The sequence below is a fragment of the Gelidibacter algens genome, assembly GCF_001678675.1.
GTDB classification, from domain to species: Bacteria; Bacteroidota; Bacteroidia; order Flavobacteriales; family Flavobacteriaceae; genus Gelidibacter; species Gelidibacter algens.
Genome location: NZ_LZRN01000016.1, coordinates 49,937 through 64,951, shown reverse-complemented (window position 1 = coordinate 64,951; position 15,015 = coordinate 49,937). Strand labels below are relative to the sequence as shown.

General features: G+C 40.1%; 12 protein-coding genes. 8 read left to right on the top strand and 4 right to left on the bottom strand.

The features are described from left to right. The first annotated feature begins 68 nt into the window (after positions 1-68). The 8 genes from rpsO to rpe all read left to right on the top strand — a co-directional run bounded on the left by rpsO (position 69) and on the right by rpe (position 9,769). Positions 69-338, top strand: coding sequence for a 30S ribosomal protein S15 (gene rpsO / locus A9996_RS09585; RefSeq protein ID WP_066433777.1), 270 nt, complete (start codon positions 69-71; stop codon positions 336-338). 293 nt (positions 339-631) lie between these two features. Continuing rightward, the gene (locus tag A9996_RS09580) at positions 632-2,908 is read left to right on the top strand and encodes a polyribonucleotide nucleotidyltransferase (protein ID WP_066433774.1); all 2,277 of its coding nucleotides are present in this window, start codon (positions 632-634) and stop codon (positions 2,906-2,908) included. 306 nt (positions 2,909-3,214) lie between these two features. Further along, entirely contained in the window at positions 3,215-4,018 is an 804-nt protein-coding gene (gene proC / locus A9996_RS09575; protein WP_066433771.1) for a pyrroline-5-carboxylate reductase, read from the top strand. Between the two features lie 2 nt (positions 4,019-4,020). After that, the gene (proB, locus tag A9996_RS09570; protein WP_066433769.1) at positions 4,021-4,791 is read left to right on the top strand and encodes a glutamate 5-kinase; all 771 of its coding nucleotides are present in this window, start codon (positions 4,021-4,023) and stop codon (positions 4,789-4,791) included. A 307-nt stretch (positions 4,792-5,098) separates the two neighbouring features. Then, positions 5,099-6,298 (top strand): glutamate-5-semialdehyde dehydrogenase, encoded by a 1,200-nt coding sequence (locus A9996_RS09560; RefSeq protein ID WP_066433755.1) that lies wholly within the window; start codon positions 5,099-5,101, stop codon positions 6,296-6,298. A gap of 446 nt (positions 6,299-6,744) precedes the next feature. Then, on the top strand, positions 6,745-7,119 hold the full coding sequence (locus tag A9996_RS09555; protein ID WP_066433752.1) for a hypothetical protein: 375 nt from the start codon (positions 6,745-6,747) through the stop codon (positions 7,117-7,119). A 101-nt stretch (positions 7,120-7,220) separates the two neighbouring features. After that, positions 7,221-8,084, top strand: coding sequence for a sigma-70 family RNA polymerase sigma factor (locus A9996_RS09550; RefSeq protein ID WP_066433750.1), 864 nt, complete (start codon positions 7,221-7,223; stop codon positions 8,082-8,084). 1,013 nt (positions 8,085-9,097) lie between these two features. After that, entirely contained in the window at positions 9,098-9,769 is a 672-nt protein-coding gene (gene rpe, locus A9996_RS09545; RefSeq protein WP_066433748.1) for a ribulose-phosphate 3-epimerase, read from the top strand. Between the two features lie 382 nt (positions 9,770-10,151). Here rpe and A9996_RS09540 read toward each other — a convergent pair whose 3' ends face one another. The 4 genes from A9996_RS09540 to A9996_RS09525 all read right to left on the bottom strand — a co-directional run bounded on the left by A9996_RS09540 (position 10,152) and on the right by A9996_RS09525 (position 14,975). After that, positions 10,152-10,571, bottom strand: coding sequence for a CBS domain-containing protein (locus A9996_RS09540; protein WP_066433745.1), 420 nt, complete (start codon positions 10,569-10,571; stop codon positions 10,152-10,154). A gap of 93 nt (positions 10,572-10,664) precedes the next feature. Beyond that, positions 10,665-13,004 (bottom strand): GumC family protein, encoded by a 2,340-nt coding sequence (locus A9996_RS09535; protein ID WP_066433743.1) that lies wholly within the window; start codon positions 13,002-13,004, stop codon positions 10,665-10,667. Between the two features lie 2 nt (positions 13,005-13,006). Beyond that, positions 13,007-13,771, bottom strand: a complete 765-nt coding sequence (locus A9996_RS09530) for a polysaccharide biosynthesis/export family protein (RefSeq protein WP_066433742.1) — start codon at positions 13,769-13,771, stop codon at positions 13,007-13,009. 79 nt (positions 13,772-13,850) lie between these two features. Beyond that, the gene (locus A9996_RS09525; protein WP_066433739.1) at positions 13,851-14,975 is read right to left on the bottom strand and encodes an MraY family glycosyltransferase; all 1,125 of its coding nucleotides are present in this window, start codon (positions 14,973-14,975) and stop codon (positions 13,851-13,853) included. Positions 14,976-15,015 lie beyond the last annotated feature (40 nt).

Here is a 15,015-nt window from a genome sequence, read left to right as displayed (position 1 = left end):
ATTGTTATCTTTGCCGCTTGAAAGAACGACTTTCAACATACATAACAATCATTTACAACAATATTAGCATGTATTTAGATCAAAAAGAAAAAGAAGACATCTTTACCAAATACGGTAAAGGTGCAAAAGACACCGGTTCTGCGGAAGGACAAATTGCTTTGTTTACTTACAGAATCAAACATTTAACAGGACACTTAAAAAATAACCGCAAGGATTATAATACAGAGCGTTCTTTGGTAATGCTAGTTGGTAAGCGTCGTGCATTGCTCGATTACCTGACCAAAAAAGATGTCTTAAGATATCGTGCCATCGTAAAAGAATTAGGATTAAGAAAATAATCAAGCACAAGACCACGCCTTTTAGTCGTGGTTTTTTGTTTGCGTTAGGGATTGCAGTGAAAAGCCCACAGCATTTCCCGATTTTTATCGGGCAATGCGAGGACTTGTAGCGGAAAGCCCGACCCTTTTTAGGGGAACGCCCAAATAATAATAATAATAATAATAATATCAACGCAATCGAAAGCGTCAAACATTCGAAGTAGAAGAAGCTAATTACAGTTTTTCATTGGTCCACACACAACACTACACAACAACAACACAACGACCATTGTTTAATTAGAATTGAAAAAATTATGATTCCAAAAGTTTTTAAAGAGGTCATTGACCTTGGTGATGGACGCACAATCTCCATCGAAACCGGAAAATTGGCCAAACAAGCCCATGGTTCCGTTGTTGTGCAATCAGGAAACTGTATGTTATTATGTACCGTTGTTTCCAATTACAAACAAAGTGATGTTGACTTTTTACCGTTAACAGTAGACTACAGAGAAAAATTTGCAGCCTCAGGACGTTACCCTGGAGGGTTCTTTAAAAGAGAAGCAAGACCAAGTGATGGTGAAGTATTGACCATGCGTTTGGTGGACCGTGTATTGCGTCCATTATTCCCAAAGGATTACCATGCTGAAACACAAGTGATGATCCAATTAATGTCTCATGACGAAAATGTGATGCCAGATGCTATGGCTGGATTGGCTGCATCTGCTGCGATTCAGCTATCCGATTTTCCATTTGAATGCGCTATCTCTGAAGCCAGAGTTGGCCGTATCAACGGAGAATTTATCATCAACCCAACCAGAGCACAATTGCTAGAATCAGACATCGATATGATGATTGGTGCATCAGCAGATTCTGTTATGATGGTGGAAGGTGAAATGCATGAGATTTCTGAAGAAGAGATGGCTGAAGCGATCAAATTCGCCCATGAAGCTATTAAAATTCAGTGTGCTGCTCAAATGAAATTAGCAGAAGCTTTCGGTAGAAAAGAAGTACGTGAGTATGACGCAGAACGTGAAGATGCTGATTTAGCAAATAAAATTCACGAGATGGCATATGATAAAGTATATGCAATCGCCCAAGCAGGTTCGGCAAAACACGAACGCAGTGCTGCATTTGACGCGATCAAAGAAGAAATCAAAGCCACATTTTCTGAAGAGGAATTGGCTGATTACGGCGGGATGGTATCTAAATATTATTACAAAGCAGAAAAAGCTGCCATTAGAGACCTTACCTTAAATGAAGGCTTACGTCTTGACGGTAGAAAAACTGACCAAATCAGACCTATCTGGTGTGAAGTAGATTATTTACCATCCACCCATGGTTCAGCCATTTTTACACGTGGTGAAACTCAAGCCTTGGCTACGGTTACTTTGGGAACTTCAAGAGAAGCCAACCAAATAGATATGCCATCTTTTGAAGGTGAAGAGCGTTTCTATTTACATTATAACTTCCCTCCTTTTTCAACAGGTGAAGCCAGACCAATCCGTGGCACTTCACGTCGTGAGGTAGGACATGGTAACTTGGCACAACGTGCTTTGAAAAATATGGTGCCTGCAGATTGTCCTTATACTGTAAGAGTAGTATCTGAAGTATTGGAAAGCAACGGGTCGTCTTCTATGGCTACCGTTTGTGCAGGAACTATGGCATTGATGGATGCTGGCGTTCAGTTGAAAAAACCGGTTTCTGGTATTGCCATGGGATTGATTTCTGATGCAAAATCTGGAAAGTATGCCGTTTTATCTGATATTTTAGGTGATGAAGATCATTTAGGTGATATGGACTTTAAAGTGACGGGTACTGCAGATGGTATCACGGCTTGTCAGATGGACATCAAGGTCAAAGGATTAGGTTACGAAATTTTGGTAAATGCACTGAAACAAGCACGTGACGGTCGTTTACATATTCTTGATAAATTGAATGAAACTATTGCACAGCCAAATGCTGATGTAAAAGCACATGCTCCTAAAATGATTACCCGTGTAATTCCTAACGAATTCATTGGCGCATTAATTGGACCTGGTGGAAAAGTAATTCAAGAATTACAGAAATCGACTAAAACTACGATCGTTATCAACGAAGATCCTATTACTGAAGAAGGTATTGTGGAAATTTTAGGTACCAACCAAGAAGGTATTGATGCGGTATTGGCTAAAATCGATTCGATCTTGTTCAAACCAACCGTTGGTGGCTCTTACGAAGTGAAAGTTATTAAAATGTTAGATTTTGGTGCTGTTGTAGAATATACTGATGCTCCAGGAAACGAAGTTTTATTGCACGTAAGTGAATTGGCTTGGGAACGTACAGAAAATGTTTCTGATGTGGTCAATATGGGTGATGTTTTTGAAGTGAAGTACTTTGGAGTGGATCCTAAGACGCGCAAGGAAAAAGTATCTCGTAAGGCGTTGTTAGAAAAACCAGAAGGTTATGTAGCAAGACCACCAAGAGATAGCAATGATAGAGGTGGCCGTGACAGCAGAAGTGGCGGACGTGATAATCGCGGATCTCGTGACAATAGCCGTCGTGATGACAGACGTGATGATCGTAAACCAAGAGAAGACAAAAAAGAAGATTAATTTCTAAATGTCTTTTTGAATAGTATTCAAACCTCACAGGTTTTCAAAACCTGTGAGGTTTTTTTATGGCCCTATTTGAGATGTCAACCCGACAAACTAACAAAAACCCGCCAAGTTGTCACCCTATCAGTTATTGACAATTGAGGATATGGCAAGGGTCACTCACAATAATTCACAAAAACGTGGTTTTAGACAACCAAAATTAGTAATTTAGTGAAACTTCAAAATTAGTTATGTAAAATAGGACTTCCGTACAGTACTTGCACTTACAGAAGAAATTAATAGTGATAATCAAGAACTTATAACATGAAAGTATTAGTCATTGGAGCAGGAAATATGGGATTGACCTATGCAGAAGGAATGGCAAGTTCGCCGTTGCTCAGCAAGCATAAACTTCGGATTTTTGACACCGATCCAAAAAAAATAGAAACCTTAAGACAACAACCTCAATTTGAGGTCTACGACACACTTGACGATTGTTTGCCAAAAGCAGATCTTGTTTTTATAGCAGTCAAACCCTTTCACAGTGAAGACTTATTTGAGAAAATGAAGCCTATGCTCAACGATGAGCAGATTTTTGTATCGTTGATGGCAGGTGTTACCATACAAACTATCCAAGAACACTTGGGTCAAAATAAAGTAGTCAGAACAATGCCAAATTTGCCAGCTCAAGTTGGAAAAGGCGTCACATCTTACACAGAATCTGAGGAAGTTTCAAAAGTAGAATTGCTCATGGTGAGAAACCTTTTGGATACCACAGGAACGTCAATCCATGTAGAGACTGAAAATTTTATTGATGCCTCTACAGGAATCTCAGGAAGTGGACCCGCTTACGTATTCTACTTTATGCAATCAATGTTGGAAGCCGCCTTAAAAATGGGCTTTTCAGATTACGATTCCAAAGTTCTCGTAAGCAATACGTTTGAAGGCGCTATTGAGCTCTTCAATCAAAATGACATTTCACCAAAATCTTGGATTGCCAAAGTCGCTTCAAAAGGAGGCACCACACAAGCAGCCATTGATTCTATGGATGATAATAATGTAAAACAACTTATTCAAGATGCGGCCTATGCAGCATTTGACAGAGCCGTTGAATTGGGAAAAAAATAACAATGGAAACGAAACGTGTATTAGTAAAAGTTGGTACCAATGTACTGACCAATAAAGATAATAGAATTTTAGGTCCAGTTTTAAAGGAATTGGTAAGACAAATATCTGTTTTAAACGAACGAAACATTGAGGTCATCCTCGTGTCTTCAGGTTCAGCAATTGCGGGTAGAGAGATCCTTGGGGAAACTAAAATTACAGATCCTGCCATTAGAAGACAAGTTTATTCTGCAGTGGGACAACCAAGAATGATGCGCCATTATTACAGTCTATTCCATGATTATGGAATGCGTTGCGCTCAGGTATTGGCAACTAAACGTGATTTTGACATTGGCAAGCACCGCCAAAATATGATTAATTGTTATGAAGGCCTCCTTTCAGAAGGAATAACTCCTATTGCCAATGAAGATGATGCGACGTCATTAACCATGTCTATGTTTTCTGATAATGATGAGCTGGCCAGTTTGGTAGCTGAATTATTGGATGTGGACCGATTGATCATTCTATCAGATACTGATGGCCTATGGACAGGACACCCTGATGATAAGGATTCTAGACAGCTTAAAGAGGTTACGGTTGACCAAGCTGTGGAGCATTATGTCATGGATTCCAATAAAAAAGAAGGCGAAGGAAGAGGCGGAATGGCTTCGAAATTAAAAATTGCCAAAGGCACAGCCGAAAAAAATATTCCTACTTATATCGCCAATGGAAAACGCGCCAATGTGATTGTGGATATCATCGACAATAAACAAGTGGGTACAAAGTTTGTTCATTAAAAAGCACTATAGCGGTTTTGAAGCTTGAAGCTTGAAGTTGGAAGATTGAAGCTTGAAGCTTGACGTTTATAATCAAATAGAGGAAAAGTCCCTTCCCTTTTTTCAAGGGAAGGTGGCTCCAATTCCCGAAAAGGAATTGGAGTCGGAAGGGTTCCCGGAAAGGAATTGGATCCGGAAGGGCCCAGAAAAGGAATTGGATCCGGAAGGGTTCCCGAAAAGGAATTGGAGTCGGAAGGGTGAGATATTACGGAACCAAGATTTTTGAAGTTCTAGCCACACCACAATAATTAATATTAAAAACGAAACTATGAAACTTATAGATACAGATATAAAAAATAACGTTCTTCAATCGATGATGAACATTCTTGATAAAGAACGACATGCTATTTTAGAAGCTAACCAAAAAGATTTGGATGCCTTTGATAGAGATGATCAGGCACTCTATGACCGATTGGTGGTTGACGATTCTAAAATTGACGGGATGATTACCGCCATTAAACAAGTGAGAGCGCAAGAAGACCCTGTAGGAAAAGAAATATCAGATTTGACTTTGGACAGCGGACTGAAAATCATCAATAAAACTGCGCCCTTCGGGACCATCATGATCATTTATGAATCACGTCCAGATGTGACTATTGAAGCCGCCGTTTTAGCTTTTAAAGCGAATAACAAAATTCTCCTCAAAGGCGGGAAGGAAGCTTTGAATAGTAATCTTACCTTAGAGAAATGCTGGCATGAAGCCTTAGCAGAAAACGGTCTTTCAAAAGATTGGATTAAGCTGCTACACTTGAAACGTGAGGAAACCCAAGAATTTTTGAAAAATCCGACCGAGAAAATTGATTTGATCGTGCCAAGAGGTGGCGAGCGCCTCATCAAATTTGTAAAGGACCACGCTACTTGCGCGGTGTTGATCAGTGGGAGAGGCAATAACTTTTTATATGTTGCCAAAGATGCCGATTGGGAAAAAGCAATCAAAGTCATCGTAAACGCTAAAACAGATAAGATTTCAGGATGCAACGCTCTTGATAAAGTGTTGATTGATAAAAACATTCCGAATTATGAACACAAACTGAAAGAACTTCAAACAGTTTTGAAAAGCTTGAAGGTGGAATTGCTAGTGGATACTAAAGTAGGAAAGATTCTAACAGAAGAACCTCAAATTGAAAACGAGGACACTTGGTATGAAGAATATTTAGCGATGAAACTTTTAGTTGCAGAAACTGACAATGAAGACAGTGCTATTGACATGATCAACAAATATTCTGGTGGCCATTCCGCTGTAATTTTGACCGAAAATAAAGCTTTAGCACAAAAATTCATGGAGCAAGTAGACAGTGCTGCCGTATACCACAATGCATCCACTCGTTTTACCGATGGTGGTCAAATGGGCGTTGGCGCAGAATTGGCCATCAGCACCGATAAATTGCACCACAGAGGCCCATTGGGATTAAAACAATTGGTGACCAATAAATATTATGTATTTGGTGATGGGCATGTGAGGGTTTAATAAAGACGGATGGGAGAATGACGGATGACGGGTGACGGGTGATGGATGACGGATGACGGATGATGGATGACCGATGATGGATGACGGAGTACGGATGAGTAAAGACTGACATTAATATTGCTTGTTACAAAAAAGGATGTCACAGAGTTACACAGAGGAACGCAGAGATTCACAGAGGAGGAAATCAGCCACTAAGCATGGATTAAAATCTAATGATGATTTACCTAAAGCACCTTTCGCTCTTTAATATTTCCAAAAACGAAGAGACTGTCAACAGCTTGCCCCCCACGGCTTTTGCGAACCCGCCCTTAGACAGGCAGAACTGCAACACCGAGACTGAGACTGTAGACTGAGGACTGAGGACTGCCGACTGAGGACTGCCGACTGAAACTGTTAAAACCTCACAAAAATTTGTATTAGTTAAAAATTTAATTATATTCTAGGTTATGGTTTACACAGATAAAGAGAAATATTCAGACATTTTAAGTAATTCTTTGGCTTACTTAGAGAAGAGTGGTTTTGAAAACATCAAAGCAGACGCAGAGGGTTATGAAACCCCAAAATCGTATCACAAAAAAGGCAGTGATATTGATGTTACCCCAGACATTGTAGCCGAAAAGGAAGGCAGAAAACATTATTTTGAACTGAGTTTAAAGTCAGACGAACCACGTTTATTGAAATCAAAGTGGTTATTTCTTAACACCTTAAGCACAATGACGTCTTCCCGCTTCAAGATTATCACCACCCGTGGGCACTACAAGTTTACCAATGAGATGCTTGAAGACATCAACTTAGCGGATAAAAAATTGATTAAGATTTAAAAAAATTAATTTTCACCATCTTGTAACATTTTGAGTGCCTTTTGCGTATAACTACTTACGAAAGGATTATTCACTATTTTAAATAACAGAGACACATTTAAATGAGACAACTCAAAATTACGAAGCAAGTTACCAATAGGGAAACAGCTTCGCTAGACAAGTATCTTCAAGAAATTGGAAAAGTTGACTTAATTACCGCTGATGAAGAAGTTGAATTGGCACAGCGGATCAAAGCAGGAGATCAACTTGCCTTAGAAAAATTGACAAAAGCCAATCTACGTTTTGTTGTCTCGGTAGCAAAACAATACCAAAATCAAGGCCTGACCTTACCAGATTTAATTAATGAAGGCAACTTAGGTTTGATCAAAGCGGCACAGCGTTTTGATGAAACACGTGGTTTCAAATTTATTTCTTACGCGGTGTGGTGGATCCGTCAATCCATTTTACAGGCTTTGGCTGAACAATCACGTATTGTCCGTTTGCCATTGAATAAAATTGGATCGATTAACAAAATCAACAAGACCTTTGCTTTTTTAGAGCAAAGTCATGAGCGTCCGCCAAGTGCAGAAGAGATTGCCAAAGAATTGGACATGACCATCAATGATGTAAAAGAGTCCATGAAAAACTCTGGCCGTCACGTCTCCATGGATGCGCCGTTGGTTGAAGGTGAAGATTCCAACTTATACGATGTCTTGCGTTCTGGAGAATCTCCAAATCCTGATAAAGATTTGTTACATGAATCCTTGCGTACAGAGATCGAACGTGCTTTGGAAACATTGACCCCTCGTGAAGCAGACGTGATCCGTTTGTACTTTGGTTTGGGAGACCAACACCCGATGACTCTGGAAGAAATCGGTGAGACCTTTGACCTAACGCGCGAACGTGTCCGTCAGATTAAAGAAAAAGCAATTCGTAGGTTGAAACATACCTCACGCAGCAAAATATTAAAAACCTACCTAGGGTAGGTTTAAATTCCAAATTTCAAGCACCAAATTCCAAAACTAATATTTAGAATTTAAATCTTGAATCCCGAAGTTTCGGGAGGAATTTGAAAGCAACAAACAGTTTACTCTCATTTTAGAGGGACACCCACTTCCGTGGGTGTTAAGGCTGTTCGTTTTTTGATTGATGAAAGAACCCTCGGCTGATTACCGGGGGTTTGTTTTTAGGCCCATCTTCCGTCTTCCCAAAGGGAAGAAACTTAGCCCATCCCTAACCCTTCCCAAAGGGAAGGGGAAATAGCCCATCCCTAACCCTTCCCAAAGGGAAGGGAACTTTCATCTTTTTAAAAAATTTAGCAAATAAAAGTGCCTCCTTCCTCCCGGAAAGACTAAAGACTGAAGACTGAAGACTGCCAACAAGCTATCTAATTCACGGTAACAACAACCACCTTTGCGCCTCCGCGACTTTGCGAGATAAAATGGTACAGAGAACCAAAGAGGTTTCACAGAGACAAACAGAGAACACTAATCTTGGTAGAGTTCAACTTTACAACAAACAACAAGCACCAGACCGAACACTGAACACCGAATACCGAACACCGAACACTGAACACTGAAGACTGAAGACTGCCAACCGAAGGCTGTAAACTGCTAACAAACTACCTACTCCACCATGACACCTAAAGAACTCTATCTTTACAGACCTTCAATTTTACAACAAACAACTTTGCGCCTCCGCGACTTTGCGAGATAAAATGACACAGAGACCCTCAGAGGTTTCACCGAGAACACAGAGAACAATAATCCTGGTAGAGTTCAACTTTACAACAAACAACAAGTACCAAATTCCAAAAACCAGACCTCATACCTCATACTCAAAATTCCATATTCCAAACTACTTACCCTGAACGCCGAATACTGAAGATCGCCAACTGAAGACCGCCGACTGAAGACTGCCAACTGAAGACTGAAGACTGCCGACTGAATACCGCCAACTAAATTTCCCTATCTTTGCAAAAACTTAAAAACACCACCACATGTCTTCAAAACTTATCGCCCCTTCCATGCTCGCCGCCGATTTTGGCAACCTTCAACGTGATGTTGAAATGGTCAACAACAGTGATGCCGATTGGTTTCACATTGATGTGATGGATGGCCACTTTGTACCCAACATCTCTTATGGGATGCCTGTAATTGCAGCCATTAAAAAACACGCCACGAAGCCCCTGGACGTCCATTTAATGATTGAAAAACCAGAACGCTTTATCGAAGAATTCGCCAAAGTTGGTGCCGATATTATCACCGTCCATTACGAATCAACGGTCCATTTACACCGGACGTTGCGACAAATTAAGGATGCGGGTTGCAAAGCGGGTGTTGTACTCAATATCACAACCCCGCTCGTTGTTTTAGAAGATATATTGCCGGAATGTTATATGGTGCTGTTGATGTCCATTAACCCAGGTTTCGGCGGACAGAAATTTGAAGAAGTGACTTACAAGCGGATCAAAAACCTGCGTAAAATGATTGATGAACAAGGGTTGGATACGCGTATAGAAGTTGATGGCGGGGTTACAGACCAAAACATTCAAAAATTAGTAGCTGCGGGCGCAGACGCTTTTGTAGCAGGGAGTCATGTATTTAAAAGTGACAATCCAACGGCAACGATCAAAACCTTGAGAGACTTAGCCAATTCTAAAATGATCTAAATCTTAAAAGATAGTTCCCAATCTTTTCTAAAGTAGATAAAACTAATAAACCCTGAAGGCTTCGCCATCGGGGTTTTATATTACGCCATTGTTGGTGTTTTCCACCAACAATCGAGTTTATGACCTGATCCCTATTTTACCCATCCAAAACTAAATAGAAATTTTTCACGCCATTGTTGGTGTTTTCCACCATCAATCGAGTTTATGACCTGATCCCTATTTTACCCATCCAAAACTAAATAGAAATTCCAACCTCCCCAAAAGCGAGATAAAACAGAAAACCCTACCTTTTTCTGGCAGGGAATATAAAAATAGGTGTAATTTTCAAGCCAATTCAATTGCCTAAAAACTGGTAATTACGCGTTACATAGCAGCTCTTACATTACAGCTGTGTCAACAAATAGTTGATCAAATCCGTAGTGGTGACAATCCCCACCAAAGCGCCATCATCAACAACCGGCAAGGCGTGAAATTCTTTTTTTGATAAAATTTTAGCAACGTCCTTGATGCTTGTATCAGAAGACACGCTGACTAGATTTTTAGCCATCACATGCTCTATCGTAAACATATTATAGACCAAGCTCTCGATTTCAGTTTCAGACTCATCTACAGCATCTGCAAAACTTATCCGAAGTAAATCGGTATAGCTCAACATCCCGATAATGGCATCGCCATTGACTACAGGAATGTGTCTGATCTTATGTTTTTTAAATAGAAGTTCGGCCTTTTCAAGATCATCATCTTTTTTAAGCGTGATAATCTTAACGGACATTATTGTAGAAATTGGCGGTATTGTTTTCATGGTTCTGGTCTCTTAAATTCACTCATAAAAGTAACCCATACTAATCACACATCCCATGATAATTATCACATACTCATAAGAAAAAAACTGATATTAGTCATTACCATAGCCATAGTTGTAGCCATAATTATAACTATATCCGTAAGATTTGCTTGCGCCAACCCCATTAATAATATACGCCATGTTTTTCAAACGTCCTGAATCGTTGAGCTCTTTTGAGAAGTCCAATAGGTTTTTCTCGGTCACTTCCGCTCTTACCAAATATAAGGTGGCGTCAGCAAATTCAGAAATCAGCAGAGTATCGGTCACCAAAATTGTAGGGGCGGTATCTACGATGATATAATCATAGTCTTCTTTAGCGGCATTCAACAACGATTCAAAACGCCCATTGGTCAATAAATGCGCAGGATTTGGAGGTATCGCCCCTGCAAGTAAAATGTCGTGAGTGGTATGCATCAAAAAGCCTTTGATCAAAGCATCCCTCCAATTAAAGGAGACATCATGTAAATAATTGGAAAGCCCAGGTTGGTTTTTATCAGATTCAGGTTGCGTGTAATGATGGATTTGCGGATTTCTCAAATCGGCGCCAATCAACAATACCTTTTTGTTTAAACTAGAAAGCGCTAATGAAAGGTTCATCGCCACATAGGTTTTCCCTTCTCCTTTTATGGTAGAGGTCACGTAGATCACCTTGCCTTTGGACTCCTTTCCGGCGGGCAAAATATAATTAACATTAGAACTCAAGATCCTAAAGGCCTCTGCTTGAATATTGCGGGCTGTGGGATCAATAAACACCTGATCTGTGCCTTTAATTTTTGGAAGCTCCGCTAAAATCGGGATATGATCTACTCTCAACTTGACATCCTTTTTCCCTTTAACTTTCGTATCCAATAAAATACTGGCATAAATTCCCCCAAAAGGCACAAGTAATCCGGCAACAAAGGCCATAAGATAAATGTTCTTTGGATTTGGTGAAATGGGTGCGCCACTAGAAATGGCATATTCAACCACTTTAATAGAGGGCTCCGTGATGGCTAAATTAATTGCGGCTTCTTCTCTCTTTTGGAGTAAAAACAAATACAAGGTTTCTTTAATGGCTTGTTGGCGCTCAATGGAACGCATAATTTTTTCCTTGGCTGGGATTGCAGAAACCTGCGAGGAGAACTTCGTATTCCTTGTCTCCAACTGATTCTTTGAAGCCTGTAATTGTGCTTTGTAGGAGCTCAATGACACATTGATATTCCTAGCCAGTTCTTTCAACTGCTCATTAAGGGTCTGCACCATAGGGTTGTTTTCCCCACCACTGGTCAAATAATTATCACGCTCAAAAATCAAGGCATTATAAGTGCCTATAAGCTCATTGGTATTGGCACTGGAAATACCAATATTGGCGGGCAGTAACTCGTAGTCATTATTCTTGATATTTAAGGATTCTACCAACATATTAGACAACAAAATTTGGCTTTCGATGGCAAATACTTCGTTTTCCGATGCGGTGCGTTGTGACATGCCCAATGCCGCATCAGATTCTACAGTAAAAAAATTATTATTCTGTTTGTAATCCTGTTTTTTCCCTTCTATAGAATCCAACTCCCCTGCCAACAGTTCAAAGCGTTCATCAATAAAAGCAATGGTTCTTTTTGAAACCTCTTGACGGTCCACAATACCATCCAAATTAAATACAGACATCACCTCATTAAGAATGCGCTCTGATTTTGATTTGCTTTGCCCGCTGTAGCTAAGCTGCAATAACTCACTGCTTTTTCCCAATAGCGAAATTCCCAAACCACCTTTAATAGCTTTTGCGGCAGAAGACACAGGGATAAGCCTAAATATATAAGTTTTCCCTTTATTTTCTTTAATCGCGTTGAGGCTATTGGCTTCCATTTCAAACGGTAGGCTATGACTTACACTATAGGTACTGTAATTTGGAAAGACAATGGACTTCTCTGAAGCGCCTCTATACACTTCAAAGCCCTTGTCAGTAATTGCTATTTTAAAGGATGCATTAGAAATTATGCTATCATTGGGGATCGTCTTTGTGAGACTGAACGGAAATCGGTCAATTTCGGAGGTCCTCACATTGCCTTCTTCATAAAACGCCATGGTAAGATCTAAATTTCTTACCACACGCTCACTGATCCGCAACGATTTGATGACTTCAATTTCGTTCTCTAAATTTATGGTAGAACGGTTAAAGATAAAGGCCGAAGAGGGCAGTTCAATCCCTTTATTTTTATTCAAGATTTGAATCTTGGCTGAGGTATTGTAAATATTGTTTGTATATCTTAAATAAAGGAATGCAATACTTAAGGCGATCACAACGCCAATGACAAACCACACCCAATAGCGCAGATACTTCCTGACCTCATATTTGATCAGTTCCCCTTGATCAGATTTTCCAGTAACGGCATTCAATTTGTCTTGGTTCATTCTTATCTTGTTATTATTAGCACAGTGCTCAATATTATTGAAAATACAGAAAGTAAAGTTCCCAGGTTCCCAATAAAACCAGCGCTCTTAACTTTGGGTCCGTTTTGGTTGACCACAATCACGTCGTTGGGTTTTATTAAATAATAGGGGCTGGTCAGTAATTCTGCCGAGGTCAAGTCAAGATGGGTGGTTTTATAGACCCCTTCGGTTTCCCGTACCAACAGGATGTCTTCACGTTGTCCATTAATGGTCAAATCGCCTGCCAGACCCAAGGCTTGTAATACCGTGATGCTTTCTTCTGTAAAATCATAGGTCCCAGGTGACCCCACTTCACCCAAAATGGTCACCTTGGCATTGAGCAACCTCACGTTGACTGTTGGATTCTTCAGATGCCCACCCTCTTCCAAAAGCTGCGTCAATTCTTGTTGAAATTGTTGGGTGGTTTTACCTTTTATGGAGAGCTCTCCCAATTGCGGAAAATTAATGGTGTAATCTTCTGACACCAAATACCCTTCAAGTTTCATCAGCTCCACGCTTCCACCTCCCTGCTGTGCCCCGGCACCAATCCTGTTATAGGGGCGTGCGGCTTCCTCAACCAGGGCACCCACGGTAATCTTCAAAATATCATTGGGCTGTATGGTAGGCCGTATGTAACTAATGGGGGTATTGTTATACTGCGCTGAGTCCTGAAAATAAAGGATTTCTTTTTTTGTTGCGCATGAACTGAACACGAGTAATGTTAAAAGCGCGTAAAAGATGTGTTTCATTTAAATGATCTTAAAGAGTGAATTGTTTAGGCATGTTGGAGATTCCGCAAAGACATTGGATTTTTAACAAGACGTGCTATCAACGAACATGTTCCGGCATTTTTGAATTGGTTTTGATTTTAAATAGCCCGCAATAGATAAAGATACTGCCATATAAAAATGAGCCCACACACAACACGATTAGCAATTGCAAATGGATGTCGATATCCTTAATCAAAAGGGCAAGTATAAAAATAAGGATATTTATAACGACGACAACTAAGGTGGTGTGGACATGCGTAAACCCAAGATTTAAATAGCAGTGGTGCAAGTGGTTCCTATCGGCTTTAAATGGACTTGTCTTATGAATGATCAAGCGGATAAAGAAAATACGGAGCGTATCCAACAGCGGGAAGAACACAATCGCGACCGCCAAAACAGGTGCTGACTTGTAAAAAGTAGATGTTCTAACAACTTGCGCCTCACTGATAAACCGGACGACAAAAAAAGCGACAAGAAATCCAATGATCATTGATCCCGTATCACCCATAAAAATCTTATTTTTCTTAGAAAAATTCAACCGAAGAAATGGTAATAATGACCCAATGGTTGCTACGGCAATGGTGATCATACTGGCATCTTCTGTTTTGAAGAAGACATAGCTAAAGGCGGCACAGGCAAATAACGCCAAGGACCCTGCCAACCCATCCACCCCGTCAATCAAATTGTAAGCATTAATGATCAAGATGTAAACAAATAGCGTAAAGATCACAGAAAACCAATATGGTAGGATGGTAATCCCAAAAATACCAAAAAACCCCATAATGCGGGTATCGGTAAAGATGATCAATACCAAAGCGGCCAACAGCTGCCCGATGAATTTCTTTTTAGGCGATAAAATCAATAAATCATCCTTCAAGCCTAAAAAGAAAAGGACGGTCATCCCGCCCAAAAGCAATAGTAAAATTTTAGTATCCAAAAGGCCCCCAAAAGTCGTAATGACCACCACCAAACTAAAGAAAATCCCAATCCCGCCCAAGTTTGGCGTTCTGCTGGCATGCACGCTTCGTGAACTTGGTTCATCCATAAGCTGCTTGGCTTCTGACACTTTAAAAATGGCAGGAAAGGTACTCCACGACACAAAAAACGCTAAAATAAAAGCTGTAAATAACCATATTCCCAAATAATCCAAGGGATTAAAATAGGCTAGAAGTTCTTGAATCATGTGTTATATAAGTTTGAGTACCATTGGCTAAAATGCTGCG

Excerpts from the sequence above, each read along its gene's own strand:
- A9996_RS09580 (WP_066433774.1), top strand. The coding sequence starts at position 632 with ATGATTCCAAAAGTTTTTAAAGAGGTCATTGACCTTGGTGATGGACGC.
- rpe (WP_066433748.1), top strand. The coding sequence starts at position 9,098 with ATGTCTTCAAAACTTATCGCCCCTTCCATGCTCGCCGCCGATTTTGGC.
- A9996_RS09525 (WP_066433739.1), bottom strand. The coding sequence starts at position 14,975 with ATGATTCAAGAACTTCTAGCCTATTTTAATCCCTTGGATTATTTGGGA.
- A9996_RS09550 (WP_066433750.1), top strand. The coding sequence starts at position 7,221 with ATGAGACAACTCAAAATTACGAAGCAAGTTACCAATAGGGAAACAGCT.
- proC (WP_066433771.1), top strand. The coding sequence starts at position 3,215 with ATGAAAGTATTAGTCATTGGAGCAGGAAATATGGGATTGACCTATGCA.
- A9996_RS09560 (WP_066433755.1), top strand. The coding sequence starts at position 5,099 with ATGAAACTTATAGATACAGATATAAAAAATAACGTTCTTCAATCGATG.
- rpsO (WP_066433777.1), top strand. The coding sequence starts at position 69 with ATGTATTTAGATCAAAAAGAAAAAGAAGACATCTTTACCAAATACGGT.
- proB (WP_066433769.1), top strand. The coding sequence starts at position 4,021 with ATGGAAACGAAACGTGTATTAGTAAAAGTTGGTACCAATGTACTGACC.
- A9996_RS09535 (WP_066433743.1), bottom strand. The coding sequence starts at position 13,004 with ATGAACCAAGACAAATTGAATGCCGTTACTGGAAAATCTGATCAAGGG.
- A9996_RS09540 (WP_066433745.1), bottom strand. The coding sequence starts at position 10,571 with ATGAAAACAATACCGCCAATTTCTACAATAATGTCCGTTAAGATTATC.
- A9996_RS09555 (WP_066433752.1), top strand. The coding sequence starts at position 6,745 with ATGGTTTACACAGATAAAGAGAAATATTCAGACATTTTAAGTAATTCT.
- A9996_RS09530 (WP_066433742.1), bottom strand. The coding sequence starts at position 13,771 with ATGAAACACATCTTTTACGCGCTTTTAACATTACTCGTGTTCAGTTCA.